Genomic DNA, 20,296 nt, shown 5'->3' with positions numbered 1-20,296 from the left:
CGGGATGTCAGGGTGAGCCGGTAGAGAGGAGGTGTGACGGTGACCAGCCCAGCTCGTCCCGACGGCGGCGCCTGGACGCTGGACGACCTCCAGGATCTTCCGGAGGACGGCCAGGACTACGAGATCTTCGACGGGAGCCTGCTCGTGTCCCCCCACGCGGACGTCTTCCGCGGCGCGATCACCAACCGCCTCCGCCGCCTCCTCGACCGGCAGGCGCCACCCGGCCTGCTCGTGGGGCAGGGCATCGGGGTCAGCGCGAAGCGCTCGTCGTACTTCGTCCCGGATCTCTTCGTGGCCCGGGAGGACGCCCTCGACCGGGGTGGGCCCGCGCTGGCCCCGGCCGACGTCCTCCTCGTGGTCGAGGTGGTCTCGCCCGGCAACGCGGGCCGTGACCTGGTCCTCAAGCGGCACGAGTACGGGGTGGCCGGCATCCCCCGCTACTGGCTGGTCGAGCCGCGCATGCAGACCCTGACCGTGCTGGAGCAGGTCGGCGGGGCCTACCGCGAGGCCGCCGTGCTCACCGTGACCGACGTCCTCCGGAGCGACGAGCCCTTCCCCACTGGCGCTGCCCGTCGGCGACATCTTCTGAGCGTTCCCCGGAACCTTCCGCCCGCCTGGTGAGTGGAACAGGTGGAGAGGGGAGGTGACGGTGTCCGACGGCGAGCTGATCTCCGAGCTGTACGCCGGCTGTTTCCGCCGGCTGGTCGTTCAGTTGTACGCGGTGACCGGTGATCTGAGCGAGGCGCAGGAGGCGGTCCAGGAGGCGTTCACCCGCGCGCTGACCGCGCCCCGGCGTCTCGCCGGCCTGGACAACCCGGAGGCATGGCTGCGTCGGGTAGCGGTGAACGTCGCCCGGAGCCGACACCGGCGGCGCCGCGTGCTGGACACCCTGTTGCGGCGGATCGGTCCACCGCCCACCGTGGCCGACCGGTCGCCCGAGCATCTGGCCCTGCTCGCCGCGCTGCGCGGGCTGCCCGAGGGGCAGCGGCAGGCGCTGGCGCTGCACTACCTGGTCGACCTGCCGGTGGACGAGGTCGCGGTGACGCTGGGTGTCTCCCCCGGCACGGTCAAGTCCCGGCTCTCCCGTGGCCGGCAGGCGCTGGCGGCCCTGCTCGCCGATTCCGACACCGCCGAGACCAGCATCGGGAGGATCGATGTCCGATCGTGAGTTCGCCGGCTTCGACGTCGACACCGTGGCCGAGGCGATACGACAGCCGCCCCTGGCCGACCTGCGGGCGGCGGCCCGGTCCCGCCGTCGGCAGCGGTCGGCGGTGCTGGCGGTGACCGTACTGGTGGCCCTGGCCGGCCTGGGGGCGGTGCCCCTGGCCGCCCGTTCCGGCGGTACCGGCTGGGGCGGCCCGGACCAGCCGCCGGCCCGGCCCACGCGGGCTGGCGAGTTCGTGCTGACCGGCCCGGACTCCGGGGTCGCCGTGGTCCGGTCCCGCTGCGCGGTCTGGTTCGCGCACTCCGACGACGGCGGCCGGAACTGGTCCGACTGGGACGAGGCCCACTACCGGCCCGGCACCTGCCAGTCCGACGACAGCCCTGCGGACCTGGAGTACTCCGTGCTCGCCGAGGACGTCTACCTCGTCCGCGAGGAGGGCGGGTCGCGCCTCTCCACCGATGCCGGCCGCACCTGGCGGGACGCGGACCGGGCCATCGTGCCGGTGGCGGCGTTCCCGGCGAAGGCCCGCCCGGTCTTCTGCCAGCAGGGCTGCGGCGCGGTCCGGGAGCCGCTGGCGGTGGCCGGTTCCACGGTCTACCGGCTCACCGGGAAGCCACCGTCGCCGTACCCGCCCTTCAGCATCTATCCGGCGGCGGACGGGACGGTCTGGGTGACCTACTGGCCGGGGGAGATCGACCGGCCGACGGTCGTCGCCCGCAGCGCCGACCGCGGTGCGACCTGGAGCACCTGGCGGCCAGAGGTCCGCACGAACGTGGTGGCGGTCGTGGGGGTGGACGACCGCGAGGCGTACCTGCTGATCGAACCGGCACCGCCGGCCGGGTCGACCACGCCGACCGGCCCGGCGACACTGCTGCGCACCACCGACGGCGGGAAGACCTGGGCGGACACCGGCACCGACCTGCCGGCGACGCAGGAACTCCCGGGCCTCGCCCTCGGGCGGGACGGGGCGCTGTTGGTGCCGATGTCGGGGTACGACGATCCGGAGATCGTCGGGCGGCTCCTGGTCAGCCGCGACAGTGGCTGGCGTTTCACGGTGGCCCGGGAGTACCGGCGCCTCGAGGGCGCCGTCGGTGCCGGTCCGGGCGCGGCGTGGCTCTACGGGCGGGACGACCGGTCGGACGCCGCGCCGGACCACGTGGTGGTGACCGCCGATGGGATGGGCTGGACCCGGTTCCCGCTGCCGCACTGAGCGGGGCGTCGGCGCGGCACCCCCGAGGGGCCGCGCCGACGCCGTACCTCACTCCAGCCCTGTCCGCACCGGGTGGGCGGTGGCCGAGCCGAGCCAGGTGTGCGGGTTGCCGAACCAGCACCAGCCGAGCTTGGGGGCACCCTGGCTGATCCAGAGCGCCGGGACCCGCTTGTCCCCGCAGCGGGAGCCGACCAGCGAGAAGCACCGGTTGCTGGCCAGCGCCGGCGGGTGCAGGGTGACGAAGGCGAGGCCCTCGTCGATGGTGATCGGCAGCCGGCCCCAGGCGGTCATCTCCGCCAGCGCGGTCGAGGGCGGCAGGTTCCGGTACTCCTCGCCCCGGTCGACGTCGAAGAGCAGGTACGCCGGCCCGGCCGGCACCTCCAGCTCCTTGATCGGGTCGAACGTCGGCAGGTCGTCGGCGGGGAAGTTCCGGTCGAGGATGCCGGGTTTCCGCTTGCCGGCGAGCGTGGTCAGCGCGATCCGCTCCTGGACGGGCACCAGCTCGCGGGTGGTCACCAGCAGGAAGGGCACCCGGCCGTCGGTGGGTGCGGCCAGGTCGGCCGCCCCGGCGACGGCCGCCCCGCGCAGCGGGGTGAGCAGGTCACGGAAGGCGCCCTCGGTCAGCCCGGCCAGGGCGGGGTAGCCGAGTTGCACCAGGCGGTCGAGTTGACGGTCGAATTCGGTCGCGGCGTCGTAGCGGCTGTCGGGCATGGGGCCTCCACTTTGTCGTACGGCCTGCCGTACAGCGTACGACAACGGGCGCGTATTCCCGACCGGCGGAAGAATTTCTGGGATCAGCGGTTCCAGTCCTGCTTGGCCGCGCGGACCAGCTTGTCCTTCAGCTCCCGGGTGTGCCGGCGGCTCACCGGCAGCTCGGTCCCGTCGATCACCACCACGTAGCCGGAGTTGACCAGCCGCAGCTCGGCGATCAGCTTGAGCTGCACCAGGTAGGACCGGTGGATCCGGACGAACCCCGCGTCGGCCCACCGCTCGGCCAGGGTGGCCAGCGAGACCCGGACCAGGTGCGACCCGTCCGACGTGTGCAGCCGGGCGTAGTCGCCCTGCGCCTCCACCCAGCGCACCGCCGAGCGGGGCAGCATCCGGGTGGTGCCGGCCAGCTCGATCGGAATGGTCGGGTCCTCCTCGGCCCGGGCCAGCGCCGCCGGGTGCGACGGGACCACCCGCGCACCGATCACCCGGCGCAGCGACTCGGCCAGCCGCTCGGCGCGGACCGGCTTGCGCACGTAGTCCGTGGCGCCGAGGTCGAAGGCGTCCACCGCGCCGTCGTCGTACGCGGTGACGAAGACGATCGCCGGCGGCCGGGCGAACCGGCGCAGCACCCGGGCCAGCTCCATGCCGTCCAGCCCGGGCATCCGGATGTCCAGGAAGACCACGTCCACGTCGCCGTCGCGCAGCACCCGCAGCGCCTCGGTCGCGTCGCCGGCGGTGTCCAGCCGGGCCACCCGGGGATCGGCCCGCAGGTGGTACGCCAACTCGTCCAGGGCCGGCGGCTCGTCGTCGACCGCCAGCACGCGGAGAAATCCGGTCGCGGCGTTCATGACGTCGCCCGTACCCCGGGGTGGAACTTCGGCACCCGCATGCTGACCTTCGTACCCGAGCCCAGGCCGGTCTCGACGACCAGGCCGAACCGGTCCCCGAAGGCCGACCGGAGCCGCTCGTCGACGTTCGAGAGGCCGACGTGCTGGCCCGGGTCGTCGGCCGGGTCGCTGCCGGCGCCGGAGACCTCGGCGATGCCGGCGGTCAACGTCGTCGGATCCATCCCCACCCCGTCGTCCTCCACCGTGATGTGGCACTCGGCGCCCGCGTCCCGGGCCTCGATGCTCACCATGCCGGTGCCCGGCTTGCGGGACAACCCGTGGCGGACCGCGTTCTCCACCAACGGCTGGAGGCAGAGGAACGGCAGGGTCACCGGCAGCACCTCCGGCGCGATCTGGAGGCGCACCTGGAGCCGCTCGCCGAAGCGGGCCCGCTCGATGGTCAGGTAGCGGTCGATCGAGCGCAGCTCCTCGGCGAGCGTGGTGAACTCCCCGTGCGCCCGGAACGAGTAGCGGGTGAACTCGGCGAACTCCAGGATCAGCTCGCGGGCCCGCTCCGGGTCGGTCCGGACGAACGAGCCGATCGCGGTCAGCGCGTTGTAGATGAAGTGCGGGCTGATCTGGGCGCGCAGTGCGCGTACCTCGGCCCGGGCCAGGCGCTCCCGGGAGGAGTCCAGCTCGGCCAGGGCGAGCTGGTCGCCGGCCCAGTGCGCGGTCTCCAGGGTCGCCTGCACGAGGCCCGGGGCCGGCTGCTCGTCGGCCACCGCCACCAGCGCCCCGAGCACCCGGCCGTCGGCGCTCAGCGGGGCCACCACGGCGCCGCGGACCGGGCAGTCGACCAGGTCGCAGTGCAGCTCCGACTCGCGCAGCACGGTCGAGCGTCCGGTGCCGACCGCCTTCCGGGCCGCCGCGAGCAGCTGGTCGCCGTGGTGCGCGCCGTGCCCGTCGAGGGCGAGCAGGGCGTCCCGGTCCGTCAGGGCCAGCCCGGCCGCGCCCACCAGGGCCCGCAGATGGCGTACGGCCTTCGCCGCGCCCGCCGCGCTCAGGCCGCCCCGCAGCGGCTCGGCGGCGAGCCCGGCGGTGTGCAGCACCTCGTACGTGGCCCGCTGGGTGGCCGTGGCGATGCCCCGGCGGGCGCGCAGCCGCAGCACCGCCCAGAGCGCCGCGGCCAGCGCGGTGACCAGCGAGACGACGCCGAACGCGGCCGAGAGGTTGCCACCCACGACACAGATCCTGGCCGGTGCCGGCCGCTACGCCAACCCGGCGTCGTTCGCCGGTCGCCTAGCGGCGGGGTGGCAGCGCCGGGACGACACCGCCCAGCGGATCCGCCAGCAGCTCCGAGAAGCCCAGCTCGGCGGCGCCGACCAGGGTGGCGTCGTCGCCGAGCGCCGAGGTACGCAGCCGTACCCGCTCCCTGGCCACCGGCAGCACGTTGTCGGCGATGCGGGTACGGACCTGTTCCGTCGCGCCCGGGTACACGTCGCGCAGCATTCCGCCGAAGATCACGATGCCCGGGTTGAAGAGGTTGATCAGATTCGCGACGCCTACTCCGAGCCAGTCGCCGATGCGGTGCAGCGCCTCGCGGGCTGCCGGGTCGCCGCGGCCGGCGTCGGTCACCACGTCCCGCAGGGCGTCGCGGCCGAACAGGTCAGCCGGCCGCCCGGCGGCGTCGAGCAGCGCCCGCTCGCCGACCTCCGCCTCCAGGCAGCCGTGGGAGCCGCACCCGCAGGGCCGCCCGTGATGCGGGTTGACCACCATGTGCCCCAGCTCGCAGGCGTAGCCGCCGTCACCGTCGAGCAGCTTGCCGCCGACGATGATCCCGCCACCCACGCCGACGTCGCCATGTAGGTAGATCATGTTCTGGAAGCCGAGGCCCGCGCCGCGTTGCTGCTCGGCGACCGCCCCGAGATGGGCCTCGTTGCCCACCGGCACCGGCCGGGACAGGCCCAGCCGGTGGCCGAGCTCGGCACCGAACGCCTGGTCCACCCATCCCATGTCCGGCCCGAACCGGACCATCCCGTCGCCCGGCCGGATCATCCCGCAGTACGACGCGCCGACCCCGACACACACCGCCTCCGGCGGCGCCGCGTCGTGCAGTTCGCGACCGAACCCGGCGAGAACCTCGACCACCCGGTCGAGGTCGGCGCCGGCGCGGGGGCGGGCCGCCCACCGGCGGTCCAGGATGACGCCGCCCAGCCCGACGCGGGCGGCGGTCAGCCAGTCCACGGCGACGTCGAACGCCAGCACGTACACCCCGGTGGTCTCCGGTCGCACCACCAGCGACGGCCGGCCGGTCCGGCCGGTGTCCGTCGGCGCCTCCTCGCGGACCAGCCCCGCGGCGGTGAGTTCCAGGGTCAGGGCCATGATCGTGCTGCGGTTCAGGCCCATCCGCTCGGCCAGCGCCGCCCGGGAGACCGACCCGTCGAGATGGACGTGCCGGAGCAGGGTGCCGAGGTTGCGTCGGCGGATCTCCTCCTGGAGCAACGTGACCTCCCGCGTCGGTCGCTCCGGGCGCTCCGCCTAGTACGCGCCCTTGCGGGCGAGCACCACCCCGACGGTCCGCCACAGGATGCTCAGGTCGTACGCCAGCGACCAGTTGTCGACGTAGTAGAGGTCGAGCCGGACCGCCTCGTCCCAGGAGAGGTCGGAGCGGCCGGAGACCTGCCACAGCCCCGTCATGCCCGGACGGACCAGCAGCCGGCGCCGGACGTCGCCCAGGAAGTCGCCGTCGTCGGCGGGGAGCGGGCGCGGGCCGACCAGCGACATCTCGCCCCAGAGCACGTTGATCAGCTGGGGCAGCTCGTCCAGCGAGGAGGCGCGCAGGAAGCGGCCCACCGGGAAGACCCGGGGGTCCTGCTTCATCTTGAACAGCATGCCGTCGGTCTCGTTCTGGTCGACCAGGCCGGCCAGCCGCTCCTCGGCGTCGACGTACATGGTGCGGAACTTCCAGACCCGGAAGGTCCGCCCCTCGTGCCCGACCCGGGGCTGCCGGAAGAAGACCGGCCCCCGGTCGGAGATCCGGATGGCGATCGCGATCGCGGCGAAGAGCGGGGCCAGCAGCACCAGGCCCAGCCCGGCGGCGACCCGGTCCATCAGGCTCTTGGCCAGCAGCGCCGGCCCGGACAGGGTCGGCTCCTCGACGTGCAGCAGCGGCAGGCCCTCGATCGGGCGGATGTGCACCCGCGGGCCGGCGATGTCGGTGAGCTGGGGCGCGACCACCAGGTCGACGCCGGAGCCCTCCAGCTGCCAGGCCATCCGGCGCAGCTCGCCCGGCTCGGCGCTGGCCGAGCCGCAGACGGCGATGGTGTCCCCGCCGACCTCGCGCACCAGGGCGAGCACGTCCCGGCCGGCGTAGACCGGCACCGGGGTCTCGATGCCGCGGGCGGCGGCGTACCCGTCGGTGAGGTGGATGGCCACCGGAACCAGGCCGGCCCCCGGGTTGCGGGTGACCGCGGTGTAGACCTCCAGGCACTCCGGCAGGGTGCCGACCAGCACCATCCGGTGCCCGGCGTGGCCGATGCGGCGGCGGATGGTGTGCAGCGCCAGCCGGGCCACCATCCGGACCAGCAGGATCAGCAGCATCGCGCCGAGCAGGGCGAAGCCGACCGTCCACCGGGAGAGCGAGTAGGTCTTCGTCGCGAAGGCGATGAAGGAGACGGTGGCGGCGACCGCCACCCCGGCCCGGGTCACCCGCTTGAACTCGTCCGGCCCGAGGCCGAGGTAGCGCCGGTCGTAGGCCCGGTTGCCCCACAGGATGAGCAGCCAGCCGAGCGGCAGCAGCACGAACGCGACCGTGTAGAACCACGACTGGGGCGCGTGCCGGAAGCCCGAGTCGGCCTGCTCGAAGATCTGGATGGCCAGGAAGCTGGCCAGCGCCGCCGCGCCGAAGTCGAGCAGCAGGAGGATCGCGATGTAGGGGCGATGCCAGCGGGACACCCGGCGCCGGGCACGGGCCCACGCCAACCGGGGTACGCCGTTGTGCGACGGCGGAGTCGGCGGCTGGATCTCGAAGCTGTCGACGTGCCGCACGCTCTTGCTCCGGCCTGTGTTGGTTACCGGGCGCTGGAGGCTTGTCGTCACCTCAACCAGTGTCCTCCCGCATGACGCGCGCCCTCACTCGCCGTGAGAACCCGGGTCGCCCACCGTCCCAGTCTCCCACGCGGGCCCGGGCCGGACCGTCCCCGAGGGAGAAGCCGTCCGATGGTGCTCGCGGAGATCTGGCCGGCTTCGAGTCGGTTGTGAAGCCGGGGACCGAGCCACTATACCGATGGATGGCGGCCCCGGTAGAGGCGCGGAGTGGGACCTTCCACGATCCCGGGGCGATTCCGCTCCGTAATCGCGGAGTGCGGTTACTCACCGTACGAGGCGGGACAACCGTCGGTCAGCCAGCGGCTTGCCGCCGGTCTGACAGGTGGGGCAGTACTGGAGGCTCGAATCGGCGAACGACACCTCCCGCACCAGGTCGCCACAGACCGGGCAGGGCAGCCCCTTCCGGGCGTGCACCTTGAGCCCGGAGCGCTTCTCCCCCTTGAGCTCCGCCGCCCGCTGCCCCATCGAGCGCCGGACCGCGTCGCCGAGCACCGCGCGGGTCGCCGCGTGCAGCGTGGCGAGCTGGTCGTCGGTCAGCCGGTCGGTGATCGCGAACGGGGAGAGCTTCGCCGCGTGCAGGATCTCGTCGGAGTAGGCGTTGCCGATCCCGGCCAGCACCGACTGGTCGGTCAGCACCCCCTTGACCTGCCCCCGGCGGCTGCGGAGCTGGGCGCCGAAGGTGGCCAGGTCGGCCTCCAGGGCGTCCGGGCCCAGCTTCCCCACCCCGGGCACCAGGGCCGGGTCGGTCACCAGGTACGCGGCCAGCTTCTTCTGCGTGCCCGCCTCGGTCATGTCGAAGCCGGAGCCGTCGTCGAGGCGTACCCGCAGGGCGATCGGGCCCTTGCCGGGGCGCAGCGGGGCGGCCGAGGGGAACGCCTCCCGGTAGTGCAACCAGCCCGCCCGGGCCAGGTGGACCACCAGGTGCAGGCCCTCGTCGAACCGGACGTCGAGGAACTTCCCGTACCGGCCGGCACCGACGACCGCCCGGCCCGCGACCGCGCTCGGCGGCGGGTCGTACGTCTTCAGCGCGCTGATCGCGGCCACCTCGACCCGCTCGACCCGCCGGCCGACCGCCCGCTCGCGCAGGTAGCCGGCGAGCGCTTCCACCTCCGGTAGTTCAGGCACCGTACAACGGTAGCCTTCTTTCCCGTGAGAATCGTGGTGGCGCACAACCGGTACCGGGAAGCCCAGCCCTCCGGCGAGAACACCATCGTCGACGCGGAGATCGCCCAGCTCACCGCGGCCGGGGTGGAGGTGCTGCCGTTCCTGCGCAGCTCCGACGAGATCCCGGCGATGTCGAAGCCGGCCAAGGCGCTGCTGCCGATCTCGCCGATCTGGGCGCCGAAGGCCCAGCACGACCTGGACCGCCTGCTCACCGAGCACCGTCCGGACGTGCTGCACCTGCACAACCCGTACCCGCTGCTCTCGCCCTGGGTGGTGCGGACCGCGCACAAGCGTGGGGTGCCGGTCGTCCAGACCGTGCACAACTACCGCCAGGTCTGCTCCTCCGGGCTCTACTTCCGCGACGGGGTGATCTGCCAAGACTGCCGGGGCCGGGCGCTGGGTGTGCCGGCTATCGTGCACCGCTGCTACCGGGGCTCCCGGGCGCAGAGCGCGCTGATGGCCACCACGCTCGCCGTGCACCGCCCGACCTGGAAGTCGGTGGACCGGTACATCGCGCTCACCACGGCGGTCGCCGACCACCTGCGCGACTACGGCATCCCGGACGAGCGGATCGTGGTCAAGCCCAACGCGGTGCCCGACCCGGGGACCCCGGCGCCGCCCGGGGACGGGTTCCTCTTCATGGGCCGGCTGAGCCCGGAGAAGGGGCTCGACCTGCTGCTGGCGGCGTGGCGGCGGCACCCGGTGGGCTCGCTGGGCCCGCTGCGGATCGCCGGCGACGGCGAGCTGCGACCGCTGGCCGAGGCGGCCGCCGCCGACCGGCCCGACGTGGTCTACCTGGGCCAGCTCGACCGGCCCGGGGTACGCGCCGCGCTGGCCGGGAGCGCCGTGGTGCTGGCCACCTCCACCTGGCACGACGTGCTGCCCACCGTGATCATCGAGGCGCTGGCCAGCGGCCGGCCGGTGCTCGGCACCGCGCTGGGCGGCATCCCGTACCTGGTCGGCGCCGACGCTCCCCGGGAGCCCGCCGGCACCGGCCCGGCCGAGGTGGCCACCGCGGCACCCGGCGACGGGCACGTCTCCCTGCCGCGGGGGGTGCAGCGCGGCGAGGCGGGCTGGGTCGTCGCACCCGACCCGGAGGCGCTGGCCGCCGCCCTCCCGGTGGCCCGGGCCGGCGCGGCGACGCTCGCCCCCGCGGCCCGCGCCCGCTACGAGCGCACCTTCCACCCCGACGTGGTGACCAAGCGCCTCATCGACATCTACGCCGACGTCGCCGGCAGCCGCCGCTGATCCGGCCCCGCCGGGCGGCTCAGCGCAGCGAGGCGCGGGCGGAGAAGGCGATGCTGGCCAGGAGGAAGCCGCCGTTGACGATCGTGAAGGCGACGACCACCCAGACGGTCAGGGCGGGGGCGAAGGTCAGGACCAGGCCCGCCAGGAAGATCACGGCGCCGTAGTCGCGGACCAGCTTCGCGAGGCGTACCGGGAGCGAGGTCGAGGTGACCATGCTGGCCGCGTTCGGGCCGGCCTGCATCACCGAGGTGACCAGGTTGACCATCCAGGTGCCGGCGAAGACCGCGACCAGCCAGGTGGGCGTCGAGGGGCGCTGCGCCACGGCGGTCGCCCCCAGCGCGGTGACCAGGGCGATCTGGGCGGCCACGTCGCAGAGCACGTCGACCCGGGCGCCCGCCGGGTTGTTCTGCTTGGTGACCCGGGCGAGCTGACCGTCCGCGCAGTCCAGCGCGTACGCGATCTGCCAGGCGACCAGAGCGAGCAGGCCGACCGCCCAGGCCGGCACGGAGCCGGCGGCGACCTTCGGGGCGAGCGCGACCACGGTGACCGAGGCGGCCAGGCCGAGCACCAGGTTGGTGATGGTCAGCGCGGTCGGGCGCAGCCCCAGGCGCTGGGCGGCCAGCGCGAAGACCGCGCCGATCCACTGGCTGATCGACTCGCTGAACAGGCCGCCGCCCCGGTTGACCCGGTGGAAGTCGGCGACGGAGGGGCGGGACGGCTCAGCCAAGGTGGTCGCGGAGTGCACCGGCGTAGTCTGCCAGCCGCTCCCGCGTCTCGGTAGGCGACATCGCCAGGTGTTCGAGGATGGTGTAGCGGTCCGGCCGGGTGGCCGGCGCGAACTGCACCGCCTCGACGAACCGCTCGTCGCTCAGGCCCACGTCGGCCGGGAGCCGGGGCAGGCCGTGCCGGGCCAGGCAGGCCGACATCTCCGCGAACCGGCGCTCGTCGCCGCGGAGGAAGGTGCAGAACAGCGCGCCGAGCCCGGCCAGCTCCCCGTGCGACGCGGTGCCCGGGTAGAGCGCGTCGACGGCATGCATGATCTCGTGGCAGCCGCCGCTGGCCGGGCGGCTGGTGCCGCAGACGGCCATGGCGAGACCGGTGGAGATCAGCGCCTCGGCCAGCACGGTGACGAAGGCGTCGTCGCTCATGTCGCCCCGGTGGGCGAGCACCGCCTCGGCGCCCATCCGGGCCAGCGAGGCGGCCAGGCCGTCCACCGGTTCCCCACGGACCTGCCGGGCCAGCTCCCAGTCGGCCAGCGCGCTGATGTTGCTCACCACGTCGCCGATGCCGGCGCGGTTGTGCCGCTCGGGCCCCGCCTCGACGAAGTCCAGGTCGACGATCACGGCGATCGGGATGTGCACGCCGTAGGAGCCCTTGATCCCGTCGGTGACGAGGCTGGCCACCGGCGAGGCGATGCCGTCGTTGGCCAGCGCGGTCGCCACGGTGACCATGGGCAGCCCGCGCCGGGTGGCCGCGTACTTCGCCACGTCGATGGTCTTGCCCCCGCCGATGCCCACCACCGCGTCGTACGACCGGTTGCGCAGCTTGGCGCCCAGGTCGTCGGCGGCGTCCAGGGTGCCGCCCGCCACGGTGAACAGGTCCGCCGACCGCAACGAGGGGCGGATCAGCTCCGCGATCTGCTCGCCCTGCCCGGGACCGACCACCACCGCCACGTCGCCCCCGGCGGAGATCCGCCCGTCGACCAGGATCGCGGCGAGGTCGGCCACCGCACCACGCCGCACGTCGATGTGCAGCGGGGTGAGGATCGTCCGGGCTAGTAGCGGCACGCGATCTCCCGCGCCCGGGCCAGGTCGGCGTGGTTGTCGACCTCGACCCAGGAGACGTCGCCGATCGGGGCGGCCCGCACCTCGCCGCCCCGATCGGCGAACTCCTGGTAGCCGTCCTCGTAGTAGAGGTTCGGGTCGCGCCGCCAGGTCGCCTCCAGGGCGTCGGCGAGCGCGTCGGCCACCTGCGGCTCGATGAGCGTCGCGCCGATGTACTCCCCGTACGCCTCGCCCGGGTCCATCAGCTTGGTGATCCGGGTGAGCTGGCCGGCCGCGTCGAAGGTGGTCTTCATCTCCTCCTCGGCCAGCGCCTTGATGTTGTCGATGGCCAGCAGGATGCCCGGGCCGCGCTCGGCCAGCAGGGTCTTCTCCACGCTCACCGGGTGCACGGTGTCGCCGTTGACCAGCAGCACGCCCCGGGAGAAGTGCTCACGGGCCAGCCAGAGCGAGTACGCGTTGTTCCACTCCTCGGCCTTGTCGTTGTGCACGAGGGTGATCGTGACGCCGTACTTCTCCTCCAGCGCGGCCTGCCGCTGCCGGACCGCGTCCGCCGCGTAGCCGACCACGATCACGACCTCGGTCAGCCCCACCTCGGCGAGGTTGCGCAGCGCGATGTCGAGGATGGTGGTCTCCCCGTCGACCGGCACCAGGGCCTTGGGCAGGGTGTCGGTGTACGGGCGCAGTCGGCGCCCCGCACCGGCCGCGAGCACCATCCCGATCATGCCGGCACCATCCTCTTCTCGACTCCGCTCCACCGGGGGAGGATATCGTCGCGCCGCCGTCGGCCGTGGTTCAGCCCGGTAGGGCGGCCAGGTCGGCGAGCAGCTCCAGGCGTTCCTCCGCGGCGAGCACCGCCCACGGGCCGGCCGCCCGGCGGTCCGTCTCCTGCTCGATCGCCAGCCGCTCCGGCCCTTCGGGCAGCTCGACGACGCTGGCCGCGGTGTGCCCCGCGGCCGTCCACGCGGCCGCGTGCGCGTCCGCGCGGTGGTAGCGCAGCGTCCCCAGCCGGTTGAGCAGCAGCACCCCGGGCGGGGTGCCGTCCGGCTCGTACGGCGGGGCCATGGTCGCGAAGGCGCCGGGCTCCGCCGCCGCGACCGCGTACGCCAGCACCCGGCCCAGCGCCGGGACCAGCCGCGCCACCCGCTCGTCGTGCCCCGCCCAGAGTTCCTCGGTCACCTCGCCGTGCACGCCGAACAGCTCGGCCAGGAAGGCGAGCCCACGCTCGGTGGCGCAGAAGCCGCCGCCCGGGAAGCGCTGGATCATCCCGTACGCGACCTGCTTGTCCAGCGCCCGCTGGCAGGCGGCCGGGTCCCGGTAGCGGGTCACCGCCGCGAAGCCCTCGGCGTCCACCGTGCCGCCCGGTACGGCCAGCCGGGTGCGGAACTCCACCAGGAAGCCGGTGGCGGCGGGTCCCCCGTACCGGGAACTCAGCTCCGCGCCGCCGCCGTCGCGGCCGGCGAGCATGCCGGCGACGAAGGCCCGGTCGACGGCCGGGGCGACCAGCCCCGCGAACCGGTGCGGCGGCAACTCGACCCCGTCGCCCGCTGCGGCCCGGTGCGTCGGAGACCGCGGCGCGCCGCGACCCGGAACGGTCGCGCTCACAGACCGATCGAACGCAGGGCGGCGAACGCGTTCTCGGCGATCCGCCGGATCAGCCCGTCGTTGACGTCGCGGTGCTCGTCGAGCAGGTCGACGTCCTGCTCCGCCAGCCAGCGGAACTCGGTGTGCTTGCCCGCCTCCAGCCGCGGCCGGCTCAGGTCGCCGTCCACCCGGACCAGGAAGTCGGTCTCCACCCGGGTCAGCCCGTCGTCGCCGGTGTACCGGTACTCGCCGACCTGGCCGAGCACGTGCGACACGGTCCAGCCGGTCTCCTCGGTGACCTCCCGGCGCAGCGCGTCCTCCACCTCCTCGCCCGGTTCGAGGTGGCCGCCGACGATGTCCCAGCAGTCGGGGAAGAGGCGCCGCTCGGGGGACCGGCGTTGGATGAAGATGCGGCCGTCGTCGTCCACGATCAGCGCGCCGGCGCAGCGGAGGGGCTCGGTGGGCACCTCACGACAGTAGCGATCCCGCGCCGTTCGTGGCGATGCCCGGTCTTGTCCCGTTCCGCATCGATGGCCCACCATGTCCGTACCGAGGCCGCCGTCCCACAGGGGTGATGTGATGCAGGTACGGGAAGCGATGTCCAGTGAGATTCTCGTGGTCGGCCCGGAGCACACGCTCCGCCAGGCGGCCCGGATGATGTCGGCCCGGCGGGTCGGGTCGGCGGTCGTGATCGACCCGGACTCCGAGGGGGTCGGGATCATGACCGAACGCGACGTCCTCAACGCGATCGGGGCCGGGCTCGACCCGGACGTCGAACGCACCGGAGCCCATCTGACCTGGGACGTGGTCTACGCCGGCCCGGACTGGACGGTGGAGGAGGCCGCCGCGGCGATGGCCCGGGGCGGTTTCCGGCACCTGGTGGTGCTCGACGGTCGCGAGGTGGCCGGGGTCATCTCGGTACGCGACCTGATGCGGGTCTGGGCGCGGGAGCACGCGGCGCCCCGCGTCTGAACCGACGACGGAAAGGGCGATGGCCCGGCCGATACCGGCCGGGCCATCGTCGTGTCGTACCGCTTCGGCTCAGGGGCCGACGAAGACCGACGTGCCGCGCCAGTCCACGTTGTCGACGCCCGGGCCGCTGCGCACCGTGGCGGAGCCGGTCGGCGCGCCGTCCGACCACGCCATCGAGGAGAGGTTGCCGGTGATCCGGGAGACGACGTAGAGGGTGCTGCCGTCCAGGAACAGGCCGCCCGCGTCCGCGAACGCCGTGGTGCCGGTGACCGTGGTCCGCTCGGCGCCGACGACGCCGGTGTCCGGCGCGAACCCGCGCCAGAACAGGGTGCTCTGGCCGGCCAGCGTGTAGTAGATGCGGCCGCCGGTGTAGAACATGCCGGTCACGTTCGGCAGCTCGGCGGAGAAGTCGACCGTCATGCCCGCGTAGGTCGAGCCCTCCGGCGCCGAGCCGGTGACGACGAGGTCCCACTTGGCGTCGTGGTACGGGTCGACCTTCTTCGGGGTGCCGAACGTCGTGCCGTCGAACGAGCGCTTGTAGAGGTCGCCGTTGACGCCGTAGAACAGGTCACCGCCGACCCAGAAGGCGCCCTTGACCGCGGACCACTTGGTGTTGTCCGGGTTGGCCACCGAGCTGGCGTTGCCCACCGCGGTCGCGCCGTCGTACGACCGCTTGGTGACGGTGTCCAGCGTGGTCGTCGGCGGCACCGGCGGGAGCTTGACGATCTCGATGCCCTGCACGAGCGGGTTCTCCACGACCCGACCGAAGTCGATGTCGATGTTGCCGTCGCTGGTGACCGCGAAGGCCCGCATGGTGCCGCGGTCCGTGCCGCCCGCGCCGGCCACCGGGTCGTAGTCGTTCAGCTTGAGCACGCCGTCGATGCTGACGTCGAACTTGCGGGCGCCGACCACGCCGGTCTTCGCGTAGCGGTTGGCCAGGTAGAGCCGCACCTGGACCGGGGTGCCCGCCGGGACCGGGAAGTCCCACTGCATGTCCGGAGCGGTCGCCAGGTCCCAGCGCTCGCTGTTGTACAGCGCGACCGGGGTGCCGGCCGGCACGGTGGCGTCGAGCTTGGCGTTGGTGGTGTACGGCTGAACGTTGCTACCGGTGTTGTGGTAGGGGCTCGGCGCCGCCACGGTGTCGCCGGCCCAGGCCGGCCCGCTCGGGGCGGCCAGCTGGTCGCCACCGGCGTTGACCCGGTAGAGGACGTCCGCCGCGTCCGGCGTCGGCGCGGTCTTGACGATCTCGATGCCCTGGACGAGCGGGTTCTCCACGACCCGGCCGAAGTCGATGTCGACCACGCCGTCGCTGACCACGGAGAAGGACCGCATGGTGCCGCGGTCCGTGCCGCCGGCGGCGGCCACCGGGTCGAAGTCGTTCAGCTTGAGCACGCCGTCGATGCTGACGTCGAACTTGCGGGCGCCGACCACGCCGGTCTTCGCGTACCGGTTGGCCAGGTAGAGCCGCACGTCGACCCGGGTGCCCGCGGCGACCGGGATGTCCCACTGCATGTCCGGCGCGGTCGCCTGGTCCCACCGCTCGCTGTTGAACAGCGTCGCCGGGGTGCTCGCCGGCACCGTCGCGTCGAACGTCGCGTTGGTGGAGTACGGCTGCACGTTGCTGCCGCTGTTGTGGTACGGGCTCGGCTCGGTGGCCGTGTCGCCGGCCCAGTCCGGGCCGCCGTCGGTCGCCGGGATGGCCGGACCACCGGCGTTGACCCGGTAGAGGACCTCGGTCTGCGCCGCGCGGCCGGCCTGGTAGACGTCGCCCGGCAGGCCCTTCGTGCTGGTCGAGTGCGGGGCGTTGCCGCCGTCCAGCGGGAAGAAGGCGAGCCGCTTCCGCTGGTAGTCGAAGTTGCCGATGTACTCCTGGTCGCTGCCCAGCCAGAGGCCCTCCGGGGTCACCAGCATCTCGGTGACGCCGTAGCCGCGCGGGTGGCGGCCCGGGTTCCAGGACAGCGGCAGGCCGCTGGCCGGGTCGAGGGCCGCGATGCTGGCCCGCGGCACCGCGCCGGGGCCCGCCTTGTCCCGGCCGATCGGGTTGTTCGACCAGCGGAAGTGGCCGCCGACGTAGATGGCCTTCTCGCTGATCCCGGTGGAGAGGAAGGTGTCGCCGCCGCTGTAGTTCACCCAGGTCGGCTGCTGGCCGTCACCGCTGGCGGTGGTCTCCCAGCGGGCCGCCGAGTCGCAGAGCGTCCCCGGGTACGCCGCGCCGGTGGTCACCACGACGAAGTACTTGCTGTCCGGGGAGAACTGCACGTCCCGCACGTACGAGTCGAACGAGATGTACCGGCAGGCCGCCGAGTAGCGGTCGGTGTTCCAGTCGGCGATGGTGGCGGCGCTGTCGCCAAGGTCGATCCGGACGATCTGGTCGTGGACGACGCCGTTGGCCTTCTTGAAGTTGCCGATGACCACGAGGTGCTTGCCGTCCGGCGAGACGGTCAGCTTCTCCACGCCGACGCCGGCCTTGGCGCCGCCGTTGGTGCTGGTCCAGTTGTGGTTCTCGGTCAGCGCCACGGTGAGGTAGTCGGTCACCGCGCCCGTGGTGGGGTTCAGCGACGCCAGCCCGTTACGGGTGGTCGTCGCGGTCACCGTGGAGAAGATGCCGCCGACCAGGAGTCGCCCGTCGACCAGGGCGATGTCGCTCACCGTGCCGTTGAACGCCGGGCCCTTGAAGCCGGCGACCGGCGTGCCGTCGGCGACGTTGAGCAGGGCGAGCTTCCTGAAGTTGGTGCCGTTGACCTGGTTGAAGGTGCCGGCCAGGTAGACGGTACCCGGCGTCGGGCCGGCGATGATCGCCGTGACCTCGCCGTCGAGCACCGGGGCGAAGGCCTCGTCGAGCTTGCCGGTCGCCTTGTCGAAGGCCAGCACGCCCTTCCGGGTGACCTCGACGGGCGACGAGCCGCGGTTCTGCGCCTTGGTGAACGAGCCACCCACGATCACCTTGGTGCCGGCGTCATGGATGGCGACGACGTTGCCGTCGTTGATGTTCGGCGTCTTGTCCGTCGGCACCTCGCTGACCATCGTGGTGTGGTCCGGCGCGGGCGCGGCGAGCGCGGGCACGGGGGTGAACAAGGCGGCGATGCCGAGCACGGCGACGCCGAGGGCGGACACCGAGCGGTGTCTCAGGATCGAGGAAGCCACAGGCTACTCCGGGGGAAATGTCGGAGGCGCTGCGGTCATGGCCGGTGTCGGTGCGAGGTGGGGCGCCGCACGGCCGACCGCAGACGTGAGAGCAACACCTTCTCGCATCCGCCCGTCGCCCGTCCACCCGGGACCGGCCTTTTTGACCGAGGAAACGCCCCAGGTCACACGAAAAGACGAGGGAAGATCATCGACTCGGCACGGAGGGTGGCGCCGAGGACACGCTGAGATCCGGCGGCGGAGGGTTGAAGTACGGATCGGTGGCCATCTCGCGGAACACCGCCGCGCTCTCCGGGTCGTTGCCGAACGTGCTGTCGTACAACGGTTTCGTGGTCTGCCGGGCGGCGAAGTAGACGGCGGCCTTGATCTGCGGGTGCTTCTTCAGGTACGGGCCGACCTCGCGCATCCAGTTGGCCCGCTGGCCGGGCCGGCCCTCCTGGGTGAGCCCGTACTCGCCGATGACCACCGGCCGCGGGTGCTTCTGCGCGAAGGCCATGAAGTGGTCCATCCGGTCGGTGAAGCTGTTCCACTCCGGGCCGGGGTAGACGTCGGCGCAGAGCCAGTCGACCTGGTCGTCACCCGGGTAGTAGGCGGCGGCGTCCCGCTCGGGCTCGGCGAAGCCGTCCGCGTGCGGGCACCACACCCAGGCCGCGTTGGTGACGCCGGCCTCGGTGAAGATGGCCCGGACGTGCTTCCAGGCCGCGACGTAGTCCTCCGGGGAGTGCATGCTGGCGGCCAGGTTCGGCCGGTCCATCTCCCACCGGTAGCGCAGTAGCACCGGAACACCGAACTCCTTGACGTCCGCGGCCCGCTGGCGGATGAGCGAGTCGTAGACGCCGCTGACCGTCGACCGGGTGTCGGTGCCCTGCCAGGAGATCATCTGGAGCTTCCCCTGGGACTGGAAGGCCCGCTCGGTGGCGCCCGGGAAGGCCTCGTTCCACTCGTGGAACATGTGCGCGATGGTCAGCTCGCCGCCGGCCGCGCGGTTGAAGTCATCGAACGCGGCCGCCCGCCCGGTGGCGTTGTGGAACTGCGGCTTCACCCAGGCGCCCACCCAGGCGCCCTCGTCCGGCAGGTCCGGCCCGCGCCCGGTGGTCCGGACCGGGGCGGTCCGGGGCGTCACCGTGGGTGGGGGCGCCGCCGCCGTCGTCCCGCCCTCCGGCCGGTCGGTCGAGCCGAAGTCACAGGCCGTCATCGCCGGAACGAGACAGGCCAGGGCGAACACGGCCGCCATCGTCCGTCGTAACCGTCGTACCACCGCAACCTCTCCCCAGGATGGTCGCCGGCCCCACGGTCGTCGGCCCCGGCGGCCCCGCGTCAGCGGAGCGGCGCGCCGGGACGGGCGGGCGACCCCTGGCACTCTACCGGTGCGACGGACCTCACGCGGTGTAGCCGAGTTCGCTGAGCAGCGGCCCCGCCTCGGCGAGCACGTCGGCGAGGTCCTGTTCGGTCAGTCGCTGCCGCCAGCGACCGACCGAGTTCGGCCGGGCCTTGGCGAACCGGGCGTGCAGCGCCTCCCGGCCCGCCGGGTCGCCGACCGCCAGGAAGTCGGCGACCACCTCGGCCGCCTCGGCCGGGCGGCTGACGATGTCCTCGTAGCGGAGGTGCCGGACCCGTTCCGCCGGCAGGCCGGCGAGCTGGGCCAGCGCGCTGCTGGTGAAGCGGCGCCACATCCAGGCCGAGCGGCGCAGGTCGGAGACCCGGCTGAACTCCTCGCGCCGCTCCGGCTCCACCCAGAACCGGGGCGCGGCCCCCCACGGCGTGCCGCCGCGGCCGCTCCTGCCGGTGCCCGTCGAGGCGGCGTTCAGCCACGGCTGCTCGGCGTGCGACACCGCCACGTCCCGGCCGTCCCGGTAGACGTGCAGGAAGACCGCGTCCGGGAAGACCTCGGTCAGGAAGGGCACGATGAAGCAGTTCTCCGGGTCCTTCTCGGCGAACCGCAGCCCGCCGTGACCGGAGGCGGCGAGCAGCGCCCCGTAGTAGCCGCGGAAGTAGCGGGCCGCCCGCTGCGGGGTCCAGCTCCCCTCGTACACGCAGCGGGCCACCGCCTTGGTCAGCCGGGGCTCGAAGTGGTACGACACGTCCGGCAGCGCGCCCACGCAGCTGCCCAGGAACGTGGTGCCGGAGCGGGGCGCGCCGAGGATGAAGATCGGCCGCTCGACCTTCAGGCTGAGCTTGCGGTTGGCGGCCTCCACCGGCCGCTCCAGGTCCCGGCGTTCCTTCCGGTCCGCCAGCAGGCCGACGGCGGCGAGCTTCGCGGCCTTCACGGTCGACAGGCCGGAGTGCGGGGCGAGGGGCGTGCTGCTGGTCATCGGGGTCCCATCGGTACGCAGGAACGGGTCAGGACTGGGCGGCCGGGTTCGCGCCGGTGCGGTTCCGGCCC

Annotated in this window: 19 protein-coding genes; 5 read left to right on the top strand and 14 right to left on the bottom strand. The window is 73.3% G+C overall.

The genetic code is table 11. The annotated features are described in order from the left end of the window. Nucleotides 1–39: 39 nt before the first annotated feature. Genes B0E53_RS05055 through B0E53_RS05045 form a run of 3 tightly spaced genes read left to right on the top strand, consistent with a single transcriptional unit; the run spans nt 40 to nt 2,375 of the window. Complete coding sequence (locus tag B0E53_RS05055; RefSeq protein WP_168215226.1) at nt 40–621, top strand: Uma2 family endonuclease; 582 nt, start codon at nt 40–42, stop codon at nt 619–621. Nucleotides 622–649: 28 nt separating this feature from the next. Beyond that, nucleotides 650–1,168 carry a sigma-70 family RNA polymerase sigma factor gene (locus tag B0E53_RS05050; protein ID WP_210405928.1) on the top strand — a complete coding sequence of 173 codons (519 nt, stop codon included), beginning with the start codon at nt 650–652 and terminating at the stop codon, nt 1,166–1,168. After that, nucleotides 1,155–2,375: a hypothetical protein gene (locus B0E53_RS05045; protein WP_107074898.1), complete on the top strand. Its 1,221-nt coding sequence runs from the start codon at nt 1,155–1,157 to the stop codon at nt 2,373–2,375. The genes B0E53_RS05050 and B0E53_RS05045 overlap by 14 nt, the downstream gene beginning before the upstream one ends. Nucleotides 2,376–2,423: 48 nt before the next feature. Here the strand turns inward: B0E53_RS05045 and B0E53_RS05040 are convergent, their stop codons facing one another. The 6 genes from B0E53_RS05040 to B0E53_RS05015 all read right to left on the bottom strand — a co-directional run bounded on the left by B0E53_RS05040 (nt 2,424) and on the right by B0E53_RS05015 (nt 9,145). Continuing rightward, the gene (locus B0E53_RS05040; RefSeq protein ID WP_107074897.1) at nt 2,424–3,086 is read right to left on the bottom strand and encodes a DUF5701 family protein; all 663 of its coding nucleotides are present in this window, start codon (nt 3,084–3,086) and stop codon (nt 2,424–2,426) included. A gap of 83 nt (nt 3,087–3,169) precedes the next feature. Further along, on the bottom strand, nt 3,170–3,934 hold the full coding sequence (locus B0E53_RS05035; protein WP_107074896.1) for a LytTR family DNA-binding domain-containing protein: 765 nt from the start codon (nt 3,932–3,934) through the stop codon (nt 3,170–3,172). Continuing rightward, nucleotides 3,931–5,154, bottom strand: coding sequence for a histidine kinase (locus B0E53_RS05030; protein WP_107074895.1), 1,224 nt, complete (start codon nt 5,152–5,154; stop codon nt 3,931–3,933). The genes B0E53_RS05035 and B0E53_RS05030 overlap by 4 nt, the downstream gene beginning before the upstream one ends. Before the next feature lie 58 nt (nt 5,155–5,212). Further along, on the bottom strand, nt 5,213–6,415 hold the full coding sequence (locus B0E53_RS05025) for an ROK family transcriptional regulator (RefSeq protein WP_107074894.1): 1,203 nt from the start codon (nt 6,413–6,415) through the stop codon (nt 5,213–5,215). A gap of 36 nt (nt 6,416–6,451) precedes the next feature. Further along, nucleotides 6,452–7,960 (bottom strand): sugar transferase, encoded by a 1,509-nt coding sequence (locus B0E53_RS05020; RefSeq protein ID WP_107074893.1) that lies wholly within the window; start codon nt 7,958–7,960, stop codon nt 6,452–6,454. Between the two features lie 324 nt (nt 7,961–8,284). Continuing rightward, the gene (locus tag B0E53_RS05015) at nt 8,285–9,145 is read right to left on the bottom strand and encodes a DNA-formamidopyrimidine glycosylase family protein (RefSeq protein WP_107074892.1); all 861 of its coding nucleotides are present in this window, start codon (nt 9,143–9,145) and stop codon (nt 8,285–8,287) included. Nucleotides 9,146–9,169: 24 nt separating this feature from the next. Between B0E53_RS05015 and B0E53_RS05010 the strand changes: the two genes are divergently transcribed. After that, the gene (locus B0E53_RS05010; RefSeq protein ID WP_107074891.1) at nt 9,170–10,432 is read left to right on the top strand and encodes a glycosyltransferase family 4 protein; all 1,263 of its coding nucleotides are present in this window, start codon (nt 9,170–9,172) and stop codon (nt 10,430–10,432) included. 19 nt (nt 10,433–10,451) lie between these two features. Here B0E53_RS05010 and B0E53_RS05005 read toward each other — a convergent pair whose 3' ends face one another. The 5 genes from B0E53_RS05005 to B0E53_RS04985 all read right to left on the bottom strand — a co-directional run bounded on the left by B0E53_RS05005 (nt 10,452) and on the right by B0E53_RS04985 (nt 14,264). Beyond that, the gene (locus B0E53_RS05005; RefSeq protein WP_107074890.1) at nt 10,452–11,177 is read right to left on the bottom strand and encodes a CDP-alcohol phosphatidyltransferase family protein; all 726 of its coding nucleotides are present in this window, start codon (nt 11,175–11,177) and stop codon (nt 10,452–10,454) included. Then, nucleotides 11,152–12,219: an iron-containing alcohol dehydrogenase family protein gene (locus tag B0E53_RS05000; protein ID WP_107074889.1), complete on the bottom strand. Its 1,068-nt coding sequence runs from the start codon at nt 12,217–12,219 to the stop codon at nt 11,152–11,154. Before B0E53_RS05000 ends, B0E53_RS05005 begins: the two co-directional genes overlap by 26 nt. Continuing rightward, on the bottom strand, nt 12,207–12,938 hold the full coding sequence (locus B0E53_RS04995; RefSeq protein ID WP_107074888.1) for a phosphocholine cytidylyltransferase family protein: 732 nt from the start codon (nt 12,936–12,938) through the stop codon (nt 12,207–12,209). Before B0E53_RS04995 ends, B0E53_RS05000 begins: the two co-directional genes overlap by 13 nt. 70 nt (nt 12,939–13,008) lie before the next feature. Beyond that, a complete protein-coding gene (locus B0E53_RS04990) occupies nt 13,009–13,818 on the bottom strand; it encodes a hypothetical protein (protein WP_246835249.1) in 810 nt (269 codons plus the stop codon). After that, nucleotides 13,815–14,264: an NUDIX domain-containing protein gene (locus B0E53_RS04985; RefSeq protein WP_168215225.1), complete on the bottom strand. Its 450-nt coding sequence runs from the start codon at nt 14,262–14,264 to the stop codon at nt 13,815–13,817. Before B0E53_RS04985 ends, B0E53_RS04990 begins: the two co-directional genes overlap by 4 nt. Before the next feature lie 112 nt (nt 14,265–14,376). On the opposite strand from B0E53_RS04985, the gene B0E53_RS04980 reads away from it, so the two are divergent. Further along, nucleotides 14,377–14,769, top strand: a complete 393-nt coding sequence (locus B0E53_RS04980; protein ID WP_107074887.1) for a CBS domain-containing protein — start codon at nt 14,377–14,379, stop codon at nt 14,767–14,769. Between the two features lie 69 nt (nt 14,770–14,838). Here the strand turns inward: B0E53_RS04980 and B0E53_RS04975 are convergent, their stop codons facing one another. The 3 genes from B0E53_RS04975 to B0E53_RS04965 form a co-directional block, all read right to left on the bottom strand. Beyond that, a complete protein-coding gene (locus tag B0E53_RS04975) occupies nt 14,839–17,913 on the bottom strand; it encodes a malectin domain-containing carbohydrate-binding protein (protein WP_107074886.1) in 3,075 nt (1,024 codons plus the stop codon). Between the two features lie 187 nt (nt 17,914–18,100). Further along, the gene (locus B0E53_RS04970; RefSeq protein WP_246835248.1) at nt 18,101–19,108 is read right to left on the bottom strand and encodes a glycosyl hydrolase; all 1,008 of its coding nucleotides are present in this window, start codon (nt 19,106–19,108) and stop codon (nt 18,101–18,103) included. A gap of 184 nt (nt 19,109–19,292) precedes the next feature. After that, complete coding sequence (locus B0E53_RS04965; RefSeq protein WP_107074884.1) at nt 19,293–20,225, bottom strand: sulfotransferase; 933 nt, start codon at nt 20,223–20,225, stop codon at nt 19,293–19,295. Nucleotides 20,226–20,296 lie beyond the last annotated feature (71 nt).

This window comes from Micromonospora sp. MH33 (assembly GCF_003013775.1).
Taxonomy (GTDB): Bacteria; Actinomycetota; Actinomycetes; order Mycobacteriales; family Micromonosporaceae; genus Micromonospora; species Micromonospora fulviviridis.
Note: the sequence above shows the minus strand (reverse complement) of the source record. Positions and strands in the feature narration are given on the sequence as shown.